The organism is Prauserella cavernicola (assembly GCF_016595675.1).
Lineage (GTDB): Bacteria > Actinomycetota > Actinomycetes > Mycobacteriales > Pseudonocardiaceae > Prauserella_A > Prauserella_A cavernicola.
In genome coordinates this window covers 524,565-539,935 of sequence record NZ_JAENJH010000001.1, presented here as the reverse complement: position 1 = coordinate 539,935, position 15,371 = coordinate 524,565, and the positions used below count along the sequence as shown (strand labels likewise).

Genomic DNA, 15,371 nt, shown 5'->3' with positions numbered 1-15,371 from the left:
CTCACGGGAACCCGAACTGGTAGCCCTGCGCCCGCAGCCACGGCAGCAGCTCCTCCAGCGCGGCGACGGTCTCCTCCCTCGGCCCGCCCGCGTCGTGCAGCAGGATCACCGCGCCGGGTTCGACGCCGTCCTTGACCGTGGCGACGATGCGCGCCGCGCCGGGCCGCGTCCAGTCCCGCGAGTCGACCGACCACGCGAGCGAGCGCATCCCGTGCCGTGCCGCGAGCGTGCTGAGGCGCTCGGACCAGTTCCCGGCCGGGGCGCGGAAGTACGGCACCGGCACGTCCTCGCCCGCGGCGATCTGCAGATCGGTCCAGCCGCCCACGATCTCGGCCATGACGCGCTGCTCGCTGCGGGTGCGCAGCTCCTGGTCGTGGCTGACGGTGTGGTCGCACAGGCGCATTCCCCGCGCCAGCACGTCGGTGACGAGTTCGGGATAGCGGCGCGCCTGGGAGCCGAGCATGCAGAAGGTGGCCACGGCGTCGTGTTCGGACAGCAGGTCGAGAATGCGCGGTGTGTGCGCGGGATCGGGGCCGTCGTCGAACGTGAGCGCGACGACGCGGCCCGGCTCGGAGCTGTGCCGCACGAGCGCGGGTTCCACCGGGGGAGGCGGCGGCGCGGGGGTGAACGCCGGGCGCCGCGGTGGAGTCGGGGCGGCGGAGGCGCCCTGGGCGGACGGGCGCAGCGCGACCACGGCCAGCGTCGTCATCGTCACCAGGGCCAGGATCAACACGGCCCAGCGATAACAATAAGGAGGGCGTAGCACCCGGTAGCGCATGCCGCAGCACGATATGGTGACATCGCGGTCGACAGAGCCAGGAAACGTGCGTGTCGCCGCATTCTCGGGCGCGGTGCGTGACTCCTTCGACCATTGGTCTCAACGCGGTGCGCCGTTCGCCCGGCCCGCGCCGTCCGCGGACATGCGCGTCGCTCAGGGGCCAGTAGCGTGTGCGCCCATGGTCCGAACGCGGCTCTACCGGCACGGCGTCCTCGAAGCCGAGGACTTCCCGCTCGAGGACGTGTCCGAGCACCTGGCCGACACCACGGCCGTGGTGTGGGTGGATCTGTGCGCGCCGGGGGAGCAGGACCTCGTGGTGCTCAGCGACGAGCTCGGCCTGCACTCGCTCGCGGTGGAGGACGCGGTGCACGAGCACCAGCGGCCCAAGCTCGATCGCTACGACGGGCACTGCTTCCTCACCGCCTACGCCGCTCGACTCGACACCGGCACCGGGAAGCTGCAGGCCTCCGAGGTCGCCGCGTTCATCACCGAGCGGGCGCTGGTGACCGTGCGCAAGGACGAGCACTTCGACATCGACGCCGTGGTGGCGCGCTGGGACGCCTCGGCCGAGCTCGCCAAGTGCGGGGTGGGCTATCTGCTGCACGGCCTGCTCGACTACGTGGTGGACGGGCACTTCGACGCCGTCACCGCGCTTGACGACGAGATCGACGCGCTCGAGGAGCTGGTGTTCGACTCCGGCGTCGACTCCACCGAGCTGCAGCGCCGGTCGCTGCGGCTGCGGCGCAGCCTCGTGCTGCTGCGCCGGGTGGTGCTGCCGATGCGGGAGGTGCTGAACCCGTTCCTGCGCAGGGAGCAGGCGCTGGCCCACCTCGTGCACGACGAGCTCGTGCCGTACTTCCAGGACGTCTACGACCACGTGCTGCGCGTGTCGGAGTGGACGGAATCGTTGCGGGAGCTGGTGGCGACCATCCGGGACACGCAGCTGACGATCCAGAGCAACCGGCTCAACACCATCATGAAGAAGGTGACGAGCTGGGCCGCGATCATCGCCGTGCCCACCGCGATCACCGGCTTCTACGGGCAGAACGTGCCCTACCCGGTTCGGAGCAGGCGTGGGGCTTCGTGGTGTCGGCGGTCGCGATCGTGGCCATGTCGGTGATCCTCTACCTCGCCTTCCGCAGGCGCGACTGGCTCTGAAGCGTTGCCCGGGTGAGCCCAACCGGGTGGGTTTCGGCCGGTTGGGGGCACGTTTTCCCTTGTGCGGGAACGGATAAGGCCAAGCCAGTGAACTCGGGCCGTCGCCACTGGTCAGCACCGCGGGGAGCCGCCAGACTCGGGCAGCGGCGCCGACGTGGCCCGCACCACCGACGATCGAGGGAGGATTCACCCGTGCTGTCCGAGTGGCTGGTGAAGGAGATCGACGAGGTCCCGGAGTTCGGCGCGTTCGCCGGTGTGGACGAGCTCCACCGGCGGCTGCGCGCGGTGGCTTCGGCGTATCCGGAGATCACCAGCCTGCGCCGGGTCGGGACGTCCAGGCAGGGCGAGCCGTTGCTGTGCCTGTCGCTGGACGGCGACGCCGACCTGCCCGTCGCGCTCGTGTTCGGGCTGCCGCACCCCAACGAGCCGATCGGCGGGCTGACCGCGTTGCACCTGGCCGAGCGATTGTGTGCCGACGCCGGACTGCGGGAGCGTCTCGGGCATCGCTGGGAGATCATCACCTGCATCGACCCCGACGGGCTGCGGCTCAACGAGGGCTGGCTCGCCGGCCCGTTCACCCGCCAGCACTACGCCAGGAACTTCTACCGGCCCGCGGGCGGAGACCAGGTGGAGTGGACCTTCCCGCTGGACTACAAGGACGCCTACTTCGACGCGGCGCTGCCCGAGACGCAGGCGCTGATGCGGCTGATCGACCAGCACCGGCCGTCGCTGGTCTGCTCGCTGCACAACAGCGAACTCGGCGGCGTGTACTACTACCTCAACCGGGCCGAGCCCGCGCTGTACCCGGTGCTGCAACAGATCCCGGAGGCGCTGGGCCTGCCGCTCGACCGGGGCGAGCCCGAGGGCCCGCACCTGGACCGCCTCGCCGATGCCATCTTCCGTGGCTCGTCGATCCGGCGCGCCGTCGACCGGATCATCGCCGAGGGCGGCACGTGGCCGGGCCGTTCCGGGGACAACACCGCGTCCTACGCCCAGCGCTACGGCTCGCTGACGCTGATCAGCGAGCTGCCGCACTGGCAGGACCCGGCGACCGCCGACGAGACACCGTCGGCGGTGTCCTACGCGAGCGCGCTCGCCCGCAAGGGACGGGACCTGGCCGAGCTCCAGGCCGTGCTGAGGCATGGCCTCGACGCGGTGGAGGGGTTCCTGATGGCGCCGGACTCGCCGTTCTGGCGCGCGACCCGGTTCTTCACGGCGTATTTGTCGGGTGCGGCGGAGTCGGCGCAGTTGCGCGGCGAGGCCGCCGAGGCGCGGCGTCCCGCCACCGTGGCGGAAGTCGCCTCCCTCGAGGGCGACGTGCACTGCTTCCGCCTGCGCTATGCCGGAATCCTGCTGCGGGCGCTCGACGGGGAACTCGCCGTGGGCAACGTGCGCGCCTCCGTGCGGCAGGCGCGCGACACGGTGTCGGAGCACTACGAGCGCTGGCTCGCCGAGGACGCCGCGGTGGAGGGCTACGAGGTGATCCCCATCCGGTCGCTCGTCGCGACGCAGTACGCCGCCACGATCGCCGCGGCCGAGCACCTGACCCGGAGTGAACGCCCGGCGAGCTGAGCGCGCGACGCCGGTCGTGGCCTGACGCCGCGGACTATCCTCGCGCCCATGGGAGACGGCTCAGGGCAATGAGCCCGGTCGGGACCGGCCGCGGCCGCCGTGCCCCGTTGTACGCCGCGGGGTTCGTCACCGCCTTCGGCGCCCACAGCATCGCCGCGGGACTCGGCGGGCTGACCGGCGGCGAACACGCCTCCCTGCTGACGCTCGGCGTCCTGCTCGCCGTCTACGACGGTGCCGAGGTGATCCTCAAGCCCGTCTTCGGCACGCTGGCCGACCGGACCGGCCCGCGTCCGGTGCTGCTGGGCGGCCTGCTCGCGTTCGCCGTGGCGTCGGCCGCGTTCGTGATCGCGGGCGATGCGGCGCTGATCGGAGTGGTCCGGTTCTTCCAGGGCGCCGCGGCGGCCGCGTTCTCACCGGCGGCCGGAGCGCTGGTCGCCCGGCTCTCGCCCGAGTCCCGGCACGGGCGCGCGTTCGGCGGTTACGGGGCGTGGAAGGGCCTGGGCTACACGCTCGGTCCGGTGCTCGGCGGTGTGCTGATCACGGTCGGCGGCTACTCGCTGCTGTTCGCGACCCTGGCCGGGCTGGCACTCGCGGTCGTGAGCTGGGCCGCGCTGGCCGTTCCGGGTCTCGCCCCGTTGCCGAGGGCCCGCCAGACGGTCGCGGACCTCGCGCGCCGCCTCGGCCACGGAGCCTTCGTGCGGCCGACGCTCGCACTGGCCGGTGCCACGGGGGCGCTCGCGGTCGGCGTCGGGTTCCTGCCCGTCGAGGGAGCCGGGCGCGGACTCGGGCCGCTCGTCACCGGAGCCGTGGTGTCGCTGCTGGCCGCGTGCGGCGCGCTGGTGCAGCCGTGTTCGGGCAGGGCGCGCGACGCCGGGCGCCTGCGCGACGGGCCCGGCATGGCCAGCGGACTGCTGCTCGCCGCGGCCGGCGCCGTGCTGGTCACCGTCATTCCGGGCGTCGCGGGCATCGTCGTGGCCGCGGTCGCCATCGGTGTGGGCACCGGGCTGACGACGCCCCTGGGCTTCGCGCACCTGGCCTCCTCCACCCCGCGGGAGCGGCTCGGTCAGACGATGGGAGCCGCCGAGGTCGGCAAGGAGCTGGGCGACGCGGGCGGTCCACTGCTCGTCGGCGGCCTCGCCGCGATCACCACGCTCGGGTTCAGCCTCGGCGGGCTCGCCGTGGTGCTGTCGTTGTCCGCGCTGGCCGTCGTCGGCGCGCGATCCCAGCCCGGTCCTAATCGGACCCGGGTCGGTGGTGGGTGAGCAGCTCCGTCAACGGTTTGCGTCCCGTGGGGATCGCGGAGCGGCCGCGGGGAGTGGGCGCGGGGTGGCCCAGCGCGACGGCGTGGCCCGCGCGCCACGGTGGGGGCGCTCCGACCAGCCGGGCGGCCCGTCGTGCGTTCTCCTCGGGATGCACCGTCACCGGGCAGCTGCCGAGACCGCGGGCGTGCGCGGCCAGCAGCACCGACTGGCACACCCGGCCGAGGTCGAACTCGGTGTCCTCGCCCGCGCCCGGATCGGACAGCAGCACCAGCACGGCCGGGGCGACGGCGAGGACCTGCGCGTAGCGACCGTGCCGCGCCAGCTCGGCTCGCACCGCACCGTCGGTCACCGCCACGAACCGCCACGGCTGCCGGTTGCGGGCCGATCCCGTCCAGCGCGCGACGTCCACGATGGCGTCCAGCTCGGCCTCCTCGACCGGCCGGTCGAGAAAGAACCGGGTGGCGCGCAACGAGGTGATCAGGCCGGTGTCGGTCATCGGCCCATCGTCGCAGCAGGCGCGGGCGCGAAAACCACGGGCGAGCCGGCGGCGGCGTCTGTTAGCCTCGCGACGTGCAGTACCAGTACTACCTCTGAGCCGCCGGACCTCGGCCGCCCGTGACCACACCGGGCGTGGCCGAGCGCGTCCGTCGTCGTCCCATTGTCCAGTCCGGAGTCCTCGCCGCGGTTCGTGCCGCGCGGATTCCGGCTGTCTCGGAGGAAGTATGTCCAGCGTCATCGCGCTGCCCGCACGGGCACGCGCTCATCTCAACGCCAGCGGGGTCGCGCTCGCCCGCGGCGGCCGTCCTGTCCTGACCGGAGTGGAGCTCACGGTGTCGGCGGGCGACCGGCTCGGTGTCGTCGGCGAGAACGGCCGTGGAAAGACCACCCTGCTCCAGGTCCTCGCGGGAACACTGACGCCCGATGCGGGGACCGTGCACCGCGCGGGCACGCTCGGCGTCGCCGACCAGGAGATGCCCGTCGACGGCGAGCGCACCGTCGGCGACCTCATCGACGTGGAGCTCGCCCAGGTCCGGGCCGTGCTCGCGCGCTTCGAGGAGGCCACCCTCGCGCTCGTCGACCAGCTGCCCGGCGCCGAGCAGCGCTACGCCGACGCGCTCGCGGAGGCCGAGTCGATCGACGCGTGGGAGGCCGACCGCCGCGTCGACATCTCCCTCGCCGCGCTGAGCGCCGAGACCGATCGCACGCGTCCGCTGCCGACCCTGTCGGTGGGGCAGCGCTACCGGATCCGGCTCGCGTGCCTGCTGGGTGCCGGTCACGACCTGCTGTTGCTCGACGAGCCGACCAATCACCTCGACGCGAGCGGACTCGACCACCTCACGGCGAGGCTGCGCGAGCATCCGGGCGGGGTGGTGCTGGTGAGTCACGACCGTGCGCTGCTGTCCGATGTGGTCACCACGGTGCTCGACCTCGACCCGGCCAGCGACGGTCGGCCGCGGGTCTACGGCGGCGGCTACGCGGGCTATCTGGAGGGCCGCCGCGCGGAACGGGAGCGGTGGGAGACCGCCTACCGCGATCAGCAGAACGAGCGGCAGCGCCTCGCGCAGAACCTGTCCGAGGCGCAGAACCGGCTGTCCACCGGCTGGCGTCCGGACAAGGGCACTGGCAAGCACACCCGCGCCACCCGCGCGCCCGCGCTGGTGCGTTCGGTGCATCGCAGGCAGGAGGAGCTCGAGGCACACGTCGTCGACGTACCCCCGCCGCCGCTGCGCCTGCGGGTTCCGGACGCGGCCACCGTGGCCGGGGCGACGCTGCTCCGTGCCGACGATGTCACCGTGGCCGGCCGGCTGGAGTCACCGGCGTCAACGCTGCTGGGCTCGGGCGACCGGCTGGTGGTGACCGGGCCCAACGGCGCGGGCAAGTCGACGATGCTCTCGGTGCTGGCCGGGGTGCTCGACCCGGACTCGGGCGTCGTGCAGCGCAGGCGCGGGGCGCGCGTCGGCAGGCTCGCCCAGGAGTCACCCGCACCCGCTCGGCGGCGCGCGTTCGAGGTCTACGAGGCGGCCGTCGGCAGGCTCGTCGGCTCTGGCGCGCTCGCCGAGTCGGAGCGGGTGGGTCTCGGCCAGCTGGGGCTGCTGCCCTCGGACGCCGCGCACCGGCCGGTGACGGAGCTGTCCGTCGGTCAGCAGCGCAGGCTGGACCTGGCGATCCTGCTGGCCGCCCGGCCGCACGTGGTGCTGCTCGACGAGCCGACCAACCACCTGTCGATCACGCTCGTGGACGAGCTCACCGAGGCGCTCGGCGCCACGGGGGCGGCGGTGGTGCTCGCGACGCACGACCGGCAGCTGCTGCGCGACACGGCGGACTGGCCACGGCTCACCCTGTGACCGCCGCGGGTGCCGGGGCGGATCTCGTCCCGGCACCCCGTCGTCACGCCGACTCGTTCCGCCAGCGGGCGATGTCGCCCTCGGAGATCTCCGCGGGCGTCGTCGCGAGCTGGGTGATGCGGATGTGGTTGCCGAACGGGTCGCGCAGGGCGCAGTCGATGCCGTAGGGCTGGCTGGTGGGCTTCTCGGTGAACTCGACTCCCTTGGCGGAGAGCGCGTCGTAGGTCTGCTGGCAGTCGTCGGTGTTGAGGATCGCGGCGGTGCCCAGCGCGCCCTTGGTCACCAGGTCGCGCAGCTGGGCCGCGATCTCCGGGCTGACGAACGGCGGGCCGGGGACCTGGAGCAGGAGCTGGCGGTCGGGGTCGTTCGGCAGCGCGATGGTGAGCCAGCGCATGAATCCCATGTCGACGTCCGAGACCACCTCGAAGCCGAGCTTGCCCACGTAGAAGTCGAGCGCCTCCTGCTGGTCGAGGACGGTGACCGAGTGGATGCTGATGCGAGTGAACATGACCGGAACCGTAGGCCGAACGGCTGCCGGACGGCTTATCCGAAACGACTCGGCCGCGTCCACGACCGGACGAAGCAGTCCGGCGCCGACAGCGGCGTGGAGCTCGCGCGGAACTCGGTGGGGGAGAGCCCGACGACGGTGCGGAAGGTGCGGCTGAACGTGCCGAGGCTCTCGAAGCCGACCTCCGCGGCCACCTCGGTGACGGTGGGCGCGGGATTGCGCAGCAGCGACATCGCGCGCTCGATGCGCCGCCGCTGCAGATAGCGGTGGGGCGTCTCGCCGAACGTGGTGCGAAACGAGCGCGTGAAGTGCGTCGGCGACATCAGCGCGATGCGGGCCAGCGCGGGGACGTCGAGGGGCCGGGCGAAGTCGCGGTCCATCGCGTCGCGGGCGCGCAGCAGGCGGCGGTTCTGGTCCTCGCGTGGGCTCAGGTAGGACGACGCCACCCGGCCATCGTAGAAGAGGCGGAATGGTGATCGTCGAGGGCGAGTTGCGAGCGGTATGCGCATCGGAGTGTTCCTGCCCTCGGACGATCCCGCCGGCATCGCCGCGGCCGCACGCCACGCGGAGGAGTCCGGTCTCGACTCGGTGTGGTCCACCGACCACCTGATCGCGAGCGGGCCCATCCTGGACAGCTCGGTGGTGCTGGCGGCGGCGGCCGGGGCGACGACGCGGGTCACCCTCGGCTACGGGGTCCTGCTGCTGGCACTGCGCCGGGTCGCCGTGGCTGCCAAGCAGATCTCCACGCTGCAGCTCGTCTCCGGTGACCGGGTGGTGCTCGGTGTCGGCACGGGAAACCCCGCGCACGGCGATGCCGGCTGGAGGGCGGCAGGCGCGTCGTTCGCCGACCGGGGCAGGCACACCGATGAGGCGCTACGCGTGCTGCCCGCTCTCGTCACGGGGCGATCCGCCGTCGTCGAGGACGGTCTCGAGATCGCCCTGGAGCCTGGCTCGCCGATGCCGCCGGTGCTCGTCGGCGGCGATGGCGCCAGGGCGCGCCGCCGGGCGGCCGAGTTCGGCGACGGCTGGATCTCGGTCGCGTCTACGCCGGATCGGGTCGCGGCGGGGCTCGCGGACCTGCGCGCGGCCGCGGCCGCGCGCGGCAGGCCAGTGCCGGGTGCCACGGTGGTGGCGCCGATACTCGACGGTTCCGTCCGGCGCGCGGCCGGGCAACTCGCCGCCTACGCCGAGGCCGGGGCCGAGGAGCTGGTGCTCGCTCCCGACCCGGAGGGCTGGCGGCGTGGCTACGACGTCGCCGCTGAGCTGAGATCCCTACACTGAGCCGATGTCTGCCGAACCGGCCGTGACGGTGCGTCCCGCGCGACCCGCCGACGCCATCGCGGTCGCCGAGATCTGGTACCAGGGCTGGCGCGATGCCCACCTGGGCAACGTGCCCGACGCGCTACTGGCGATCCGGACCCCGGACTCGTTCACCGCGCGCGCCGAGCAACGGGTGGAGGACACCGCTGTGGCCACCGTCGACGGCGCCGTCGCGGGATTCGTCATGGTGGTGGAGGACGAGGTCGAGCAGGTCTACGTCGCGGGCAGGCACCGGGGGAGCGGCGTCGCCGGAGTGCTGCTCGCCGAGGCCGAGCGGCTGGTCGCCGACGGGGGCCACGAGCAGGCGTGGCTCGCCGTGGTCGGGGGCAACGCGCGCGCCCGCCGGTTCTACGAGCGCAACGGGTGGTCCGACGAGGGCCCGATCGACTACGCCGCCGCCAGCGAGGACGGGCCGATCCCCGTTCCGGCACACCGCTACGTCAAGCAGGTCTGAGGCACCGCTCGGGCGCTGCCGTGGCGACTCCACTGATGGATGTATAACGCCCTATACGGCACGGCCTTGGCGGCTCTGCCGCCGCACCTCGCAGCCGGCGTGCGTCACCACCAGTCCTCGCTAGGGAGAGCGGAGATCTGTCGTCAGTGGACGGCCGGAGCTCAGCGGCCCGTCGAGCCGGGGTCGAGGCTCCCAGCGATCTCGGCCAGCACCGGATTCGGGCGGCCGGTCTGTGCGGGGCGGGGTGCGCTGTGCACCTCGTCCCAGAACCGGGCGGTCTCGGTGCGGTTCGCGCTCATCGGCGGTGTCCCCTCGGGTCGGAGATCGGCTACGGAGACCACCGTGGCCCGCGGGCCGTCCCGAACGCACGAACACTTGCCGGGTCGGCAGGACTGGGGGCATAAGCGAGGATCTCGAGGACGTGCTGGACGCGGTCGGACCGCGGCTGCGGGCCCTGGGCAAGCAGCGCGGCTCCACCCTGGCCGAGCTCGCGACCAGGACCGGGATCTCCGAGTGCACACTGTCGCGCCTGGAGAGCGGGCGGCGGCGGCCGAACCTGGAGCTCCTGCTGCCGCTCGCCCGCGCCCACGACGTTCCGCTCGACGATCTCGTCGGCGCGCCGCGCACCGGCGACCCCCCGGATCCACCTGCACCCGGTCCCCCGTTACGGCATGACGTTCATCCCGCTGTCCCGCAGGCCCGGCGGCGTGCGGGCGTACAAGATGCTCATCCCCGGCCGCGACCGGCCGGCCGAACCCACTCCGCAGACCCACGCCGGCTACGAGTGGCTCTACGTCCTCAACGGACGGCTGCGGCTGGTGGTGGGCGAACGCGACCTGACCGTCCCGCCGGGGGAGGCCGCCGAGTTCGACACCACCGTCGCGCACTGGCTGGGTTCGGCCGACGGGCGCGCGGTCGAGCTGCTGATCCTGTTCGGACTGCACGGCGAACGCGTGCACGTCACCTCGCGCGCCCCGTGAGGCGATGAACGAGCCTCAGCGTCTCAGCGGGCGGGCTGGGCCGCCCGTCCCGCGTTGTCCACCGCCCAGTTCAGCGCGTAGTCAGCGATCTCCTCCCAGCCCGGTTGTGCCGGGAGCAGGTGTGCCCGGTCCTCGTACTCCTTGATCTCGGTGATGGTGTTGGACTTGTAGTGCTTGGCGTTGGAGCGCTGCACCGCGGGCGGCATCAGGCGGTCCTGCCCGCCCGCGATGAACAGCAACGGCGCACGGGCGTCGTTGTGGTAGTCGACCCACGCCTCCTGGTGGCCGGGCTGGAGGTTGGCGAGCAGACTGCCCCACACGATGCGACCGGGAGCGGGGATGGCGTAGCGCCGGTAGAGCGCCTGCGACTCCTCGTCGCTGAAGGTGTTGGTGAAGGCGTAGTGCCACTGCTCGTGGGTGAACGCGATCGCCCGATGCCGGTTGGCGGGGTTCTTGAACACCGGGAACGTGGACTTGATCTGGGACAGCGGCACGACGGCCACGCCCTCCGTCGGCGCGGAGTTGAGCACCACGCCCGCGGCGCCCCAGCCCCGGTCGAGCAGGACCTGCGTGAACGCGCCGCCCGCCGAGTGCCCCATGATGATCGGCGGTCGCTGCAACGGCCTGAGCACCGACTCCAGGTGCTCGATGATCGCGGAGATGGTCACGTCGGCCACCGGTTTCGGATCGTCGTTGAGCGCCTCGACCTCCACCTCGAACCCGGGATAGGCGGGTGCGAGCACCGTGTAGCCCTTCTTGCGGTAGTGCGTGATCCAGTGTTCCCAGCTGCGCGGCGTCACCCACAGGCCGTGGATGAGGACGATGGTGTCGGGTGCGGGAATGGCGTGGCTCATCACGTCTCCTTGGCCGCTGAGGCGAACTCCAGCAGGTCGTTTCCGAGCTGCTGTTTGTGCGTGTCGGTGATGCCGTGCGGTGCCTCGGGGTAGACCTTCAGCGTCGCGCCCTTGATGAGCGCGGCCGAGGCCTGCCCGCCCACCGCGAAGGGCACGATCTGGTCGTCCTCGCCGTGGATGACGAGCGTCGGCACGGTGATGGCCTCCAGGTCGCCGCGGAAGTCGGTGGCCGAGAACGCCTCGATCGACTCGTAGGCGTTGCGGTGACCCGACTGCATGCTCCGCAGCCAGAACGCGTCCCGCGTGCCCTGCGAGACGACCGCGCCCGGCCGGTTGTTGCCGAAGAACGGTCCGTCGGCCAGATTGCGGTAGAGCTGGGCACGGTCGGCGAGCGAACCCGTCCTGAGTTCGTCGAACGTCTCCACCGGCACACCGCCGGGGTTGTCCGGCGTTCGCAACATGAACGGCGGCACCGCGGACACGAGCGCGATCCTGGCGATCCGGTCGAGTCCGTGCCTGCCGACGTAGCGGGCCACCTCGCCGCCGCCGGTGGAGAATCCGATCAGCGTCACCTCGCGCAGATCGAGCATGTCGAGCACGACCGCGAGGTCGTCGGCGTAGGTGTCCATGTTGTTGCCACGCCAGGTCTGCGTCGATTTTCCGTGGCCCCGCCGGTCGTGGGCGACGCACCGGAAGCCGTGGGAGGCCAGCAGCAGCATCTGCGCCTCCCAGCTGTCGGAGTTGAGTGGCCAGCCGTGGCAGAACACCACCGGCGGGCCCGAACCCCAGTCGTTGTAGAAGATCTGTGCGCCGTCGGAGGCCGTCACAAAGCTCATGGTCGTCCTTTCCCGTACCGGAGGTTGCTAAGGGGCCAACAGGTGTGCAGGACGTGCTCGCGATGAAGCGCGGGCGCCGGGCGCACCGCCGTCGAAGCCGACCCTAGAGAAGCGCCGCGCAGGGGCGCATGGGCCGAATGTCCCTAGTACCAACGGTTCTCGTGGAGTCCTGGCCAGGAGCACGGTGAGTTCGAGAGCGCCTGTCGTGTGTGGACGGTGATCGGCGCGAACGCCCTTGACCTCCAGTTAGGTGGACAGTGATGGCTGGGGCCGCGGTCTCGATCAAGTGGAGGAGTCATCGATGCGCGTGGTGCGCCTGCACGCCTACGGCCCGCCGGAGGAGCTGCGGCTCGAGCGGGCACCGGATCCCGTGCCGGGAGTGGGGCAGGTGGTGGTGGACGTCGAGGCCGCGAGCGTCCGGTTCATCGAGACCAGGCTGCGGCGGGGGATCGCCGTCGGCCCGCACCGGCCGCCCCGGCTGCCCGCCGTGCTCGGCGCGGCGGTGGCCGGGTTGGTCAGCGAGCTGGGTCCGGGCGTGGCGGGCGGCTGGCTCGGGTGCCGGGTGGTGGCCGGTGTCGAGCGGGGCGGCTACGCGGAGCGGGCCGTCGCCGTCGCCGACGCCGGCGCGCTGCTCGCGGTGCCCGACGAGGTGGGCTCGGCCGCCGCGGTGGCGATGGACACGACCGGGGCCACGATGCTCGGCGTGCTCGACCAGTCGGAGCTCACGCCCGACGACGTGCTGCTGGTGCTCTCGGCCGCGGTCGGGATCGGCGGCCTCGCCGTGCAGGCGGCCGTGGCCGAGGGCCGCACCGTCGTGGGCGCGGCGCGCGGGCCGGGCAAGCTCGCCAGGGTCGCGGCGCTCGGCGCCACGGTGGCGATCGACTACCGGGAGCCGGGCTGGCCCGCGCGGGTCCGTGCCGCGCTCGGGGGCCGAGAGGTCAGCGTCGTGTTCGACGGAGTGGGCGGTGCGACCGGGAGACAGGCGCTGGAGCTGCTGTGCCGGGGTGGTCGCGTCCTGCTGTACGGCTGCGCGTCGGGGGAGCCGACCCCGCTGCGCACCGGCGACCTGTGCGAGCGCGGGATCACCGCCAGGTGGGTGCTGGGGCCGGCGGCTGCTCCGCGACCGGGCGGCGGCACTGGAGGCCGCCGGCGGCCGACCGGCTGGTGCCGTTGATCAGCCGGTTCCCGCTGGAACAGGCAGCCAGCGCGCACGCGGCGCTCGAACGGCGCTCCGCGCAGGGCACGGTCGTGCTGCTGACCTGATCCCGGCGGGTCCGAGGTCATGCGAACCAGGGGCTTTCGGCCCACGCGCCGGGTGCACGGGCCGGTCACGATGAGAGCACAGCCCAGTCACGGAAGGCCTGAGCACATGAGCACGATCGTCGTGGGCGTGGATGGCTCCACGTCCGCCCGGCACGCGGTCGCGTGGGCCGCCACGGAGGCGGCCCAGCGGCGCGGGACTCTGCGGCTGGTGAACGCCTACCTGGTGCCCGAGCGCGGCTACCCCGCGTTCATCACCAGCGTCGGTGAGCTCCGTTCCGGGTTGCGCGCCGAGGGCGAACAGCGGCTGCGGGAGGCCAGGGAAGCCGCGGAGAAGGCCGCCCCCGGCGTCGCGGTGGAGGTGTCCCTCGTCGAGGCGCAGCCCGCGGCCGCGCTGCTCGCGGAATCCCGGCGCAGTGCGCTCGTGGTGCTCGGCTCGCGCGGGCTCGGCGGGTTCAGTGGCCTGCTCGTGGGATCGGTGGCCGTCTCGCTCGCCGCGCACGGGAGCTGCCCGGTGGTCGTGGTCCGTGGGCAGGAGGAGGGCCCGCGCACCGAGGGACCCGTAGTGGTGGGCATCGACAACTCACCCGCGAGCGACGCCGCCGTCGAGTTCGCCTTCGACGAGGCCGCACTGCGGGGCGTCCCCGTGGTCGCGGTGCGCACCTGGAACGACGCGATGCTGGAGGCCACCGTGCGCATGTACCCGCTCTCGGTGAACCCCGACGACATCGACACCGAGGAACGCGCCGTCCTGGACGCCCAGGTCGGGCTGGTGCGCGACGGCTACCCGGACGTGCCGGTGGAGACCGTCGTGGCCCGCGGCCGCGCGGTGCGCACGCTGCTCGAGCAGGCGGAGCACGCGCAGCTGTTGGTGGTGGGAAGCCGGGGCAGGGGCGGCTTCCGGGGCATGCTGCTGGGGTCCACGAGCCGCGCGCTCGTGACCCACGCGCCCTGCCCAGTCGCCGTGGTGCGACCCCGTGAGGCAGGAGGCACGCGATGACCATGACGGCACCACCGAGCCCTGCCACATCACTGATCGAGTCCGCGCTCGCGGCGGCGGTGCGGGCGCCGTCACCGCACAACACGCAGCCGTGGCGGTTCCGCGTGCACGCCGGGCGCATCGACGTGCTGCTGGATCCGCGCCGGGTGCTGCGCGTCTGCGACCCCGACGCCAGGGAGGCGCTGCTCGCGTGCGGCGCCGCGATCCTCAACATCCGGCTCAGCATCGTCGAGAGCGGGCGGACGCCGATCGTGGACCTGCTGCCCGAACGCGACAACCCGGTGCTGCTGGCCACGATCCGGCCCGGACGGCCGCGCAGGCCCGCGCCTGAGGATCTCCGGCTGGCCGGGGCGATCCCGCGCAGGCACACCAACCGCAGGCCGTTTCTCGACCGCAGGGTTCCGCTGCATCTGCGGTACGCGCTGGGCCGCGCCGCGGTCGCCGAGGGCGCCCGGCTCGTGCTGCTCGACCAGCCCGGCCAGCTCGACGCCTTCGCCGCGCTGCTGCGCCGCTCCGATCACCTGCAGTCCGAGGACGCGGCTTTTCGTACCGAGCTCGCCACGTGGACCCGCGATGTTCCGGACGCCGACGGCGTGCCGAGGACCGCGGGTGGCCCGCGAGCTCTGGAGGGCGGCGTGCTCGCGCTGCGGGACTACGGCGGGCGTGAGTCGGCCGCCGAACGCCGGTTCGAACGCGACCCGCTGGTGGCCGTGCTGCAGACCCCGGGCGACACGCGCCTGGCCCGGCTGCGCGCGGGGCAGGCGTTGCAGCGGGTTCTGCTCGCAGCCACGGCCTCCGGGCTGAGCGCCTCCTTCCTGGCGCAGCCCATCGAGGTGCCTGCCGCGCGCACGGTGCTGAGGACCATGCTGGGCGACCGTGAGTGCCCGCAGACGGCGCTGCGGCTCGGGTACGGCTTCCCCGGAGCCACGACGCCTCGCAGATCCGTGCACGCGGTGACCGAACCGCTACCCCGGAAGTAGCCCGCCGCGCACGACCCGCAACTCTCACCGGACGACGATGTCTCCTCGCCGCTCCTAGGTTCAC

General features: G+C 72.9%; 15 protein-coding genes and 2 pseudogenes. 10 read left to right on the top strand and 7 right to left on the bottom strand.

Features of this window, described 5'->3' with window-relative positions:
• Position 1: 1 nt before the first annotated feature.
• Positions 2-733, bottom strand: coding sequence for a polysaccharide deacetylase family protein (locus JHE00_RS02620; RefSeq protein WP_307831784.1), 732 nt, complete (start codon positions 731-733; stop codon positions 2-4).
• A 223-nt stretch (positions 734-956) separates the two neighbouring features.
• On the opposite strand from JHE00_RS02620, the pseudogene JHE00_RS02615 reads away from it, so the two are divergent.
• The 3 genes and pseudogenes from JHE00_RS02615 (at position 957) to JHE00_RS02605 (ending at position 4,770) form a co-directional block, all read left to right on the top strand.
• Positions 957-1,936 (top strand): annotated as a pseudogene (locus JHE00_RS02615) (magnesium transporter CorA family protein).
• A 192-nt stretch (positions 1,937-2,128) separates the two neighbouring features.
• A complete protein-coding gene (locus JHE00_RS02610) occupies positions 2,129-3,508 on the top strand; it encodes a M14 family zinc carboxypeptidase (RefSeq protein WP_200314342.1) in 1,380 nt (459 codons plus the stop codon).
• A 68-nt stretch (positions 3,509-3,576) separates the two neighbouring features.
• Positions 3,577-4,770, top strand: coding sequence for an MFS transporter (locus JHE00_RS02605; RefSeq protein ID WP_200314340.1), 1,194 nt, complete (start codon positions 3,577-3,579; stop codon positions 4,768-4,770).
• Here the strand turns inward: JHE00_RS02605 and JHE00_RS02600 are convergent.
• Complete coding sequence (locus tag JHE00_RS02600; RefSeq protein WP_200314338.1) at positions 4,742-5,266, bottom strand: nitroreductase family protein; 525 nt, start codon at positions 5,264-5,266, stop codon at positions 4,742-4,744. The two genes, JHE00_RS02605 and JHE00_RS02600, sit on opposite strands and share 29 nt — an antisense overlap.
• 226 nt (positions 5,267-5,492) lie before the next feature.
• On the opposite strand from JHE00_RS02600, the gene JHE00_RS02595 reads away from it, so the two are divergent.
• Positions 5,493-7,115 carry an ABC-F family ATP-binding cassette domain-containing protein gene (locus JHE00_RS02595; protein ID WP_200314336.1) on the top strand — a complete coding sequence of 541 codons (1,623 nt, stop codon included), beginning with the start codon at positions 5,493-5,495 and terminating at the stop codon, positions 7,113-7,115.
• A gap of 43 nt (positions 7,116-7,158) precedes the next feature.
• On the opposite strand, the gene JHE00_RS02590 is transcribed toward JHE00_RS02595, so the two are convergent.
• Positions 7,159-7,623: a VOC family protein gene (locus tag JHE00_RS02590; RefSeq protein ID WP_200314333.1), complete on the bottom strand. Its 465-nt coding sequence runs from the start codon at positions 7,621-7,623 to the stop codon at positions 7,159-7,161.
• 35 nt (positions 7,624-7,658) lie between these two features.
• Complete coding sequence (locus tag JHE00_RS02585; RefSeq protein ID WP_230422946.1) at positions 7,659-8,003, bottom strand: helix-turn-helix transcriptional regulator; 345 nt, start codon at positions 8,001-8,003, stop codon at positions 7,659-7,661.
• 121 nt (positions 8,004-8,124) lie between these two features.
• Between JHE00_RS02585 and JHE00_RS02580 the strand changes: the two genes are divergently transcribed.
• Positions 8,125-8,904 (top strand): LLM class flavin-dependent oxidoreductase, encoded by a 780-nt coding sequence (locus tag JHE00_RS02580; RefSeq protein WP_200314329.1) that lies wholly within the window; start codon positions 8,125-8,127, stop codon positions 8,902-8,904.
• Positions 8,905-8,908: 4 nt separating this feature from the next.
• The gene (locus tag JHE00_RS02575) at positions 8,909-9,397 is read left to right on the top strand and encodes a GNAT family N-acetyltransferase (RefSeq protein ID WP_200314327.1); all 489 of its coding nucleotides are present in this window, start codon (positions 8,909-8,911) and stop codon (positions 9,395-9,397) included.
• Between the two features lie 161 nt (positions 9,398-9,558).
• On the opposite strand, the gene JHE00_RS02570 is transcribed toward JHE00_RS02575, so the two are convergent.
• Positions 9,559-9,696 carry a hypothetical protein gene (locus JHE00_RS02570; protein WP_200314325.1) on the bottom strand — a complete coding sequence of 46 codons (138 nt, stop codon included), beginning with the start codon at positions 9,694-9,696 and terminating at the stop codon, positions 9,559-9,561.
• Positions 9,697-9,797: 101 nt separating this feature from the next.
• Here JHE00_RS02570 and JHE00_RS02565 point away from each other — a divergent pair.
• A pseudogene (locus tag JHE00_RS02565) lies at positions 9,798-10,377 on the top strand (helix-turn-helix domain-containing protein).
• A gap of 23 nt (positions 10,378-10,400) precedes the next feature.
• On the opposite strand, the gene JHE00_RS02560 reads toward JHE00_RS02565, so the two are convergent.
• Positions 10,401-11,231, bottom strand: a complete 831-nt coding sequence (locus JHE00_RS02560) for an alpha/beta hydrolase (RefSeq protein ID WP_200314323.1) — start codon at positions 11,229-11,231, stop codon at positions 10,401-10,403.
• Positions 11,231-12,067 (bottom strand): alpha/beta fold hydrolase, encoded by an 837-nt coding sequence (locus tag JHE00_RS02555; protein WP_200314321.1) that lies wholly within the window; start codon positions 12,065-12,067, stop codon positions 11,231-11,233. Before JHE00_RS02555 ends, JHE00_RS02560 begins: the two co-directional genes overlap by 1 nt.
• Before the next feature lie 301 nt (positions 12,068-12,368).
• On the opposite strand from JHE00_RS02555, the gene JHE00_RS02550 reads away from it, so the two are divergent.
• The 3 genes from JHE00_RS02550 (at position 12,369) to JHE00_RS02540 (ending at position 15,307) form a co-directional block, all read left to right on the top strand.
• Positions 12,369-13,241 (top strand): zinc-binding dehydrogenase, encoded by an 873-nt coding sequence (locus JHE00_RS02550; protein ID WP_200314319.1) that lies wholly within the window; start codon positions 12,369-12,371, stop codon positions 13,239-13,241.
• A 195-nt stretch (positions 13,242-13,436) separates the two neighbouring features.
• Entirely contained in the window at positions 13,437-14,327 is an 891-nt protein-coding gene (locus tag JHE00_RS02545; protein ID WP_200314317.1) for a universal stress protein, read from the top strand.
• Complete coding sequence (locus JHE00_RS02540; protein ID WP_200314315.1) at positions 14,324-15,307, top strand: Acg family FMN-binding oxidoreductase; 984 nt, start codon at positions 14,324-14,326, stop codon at positions 15,305-15,307. The genes JHE00_RS02545 and JHE00_RS02540 overlap by 4 nt, the downstream gene beginning before the upstream one ends.
• Positions 15,308-15,371 lie beyond the last annotated feature (64 nt).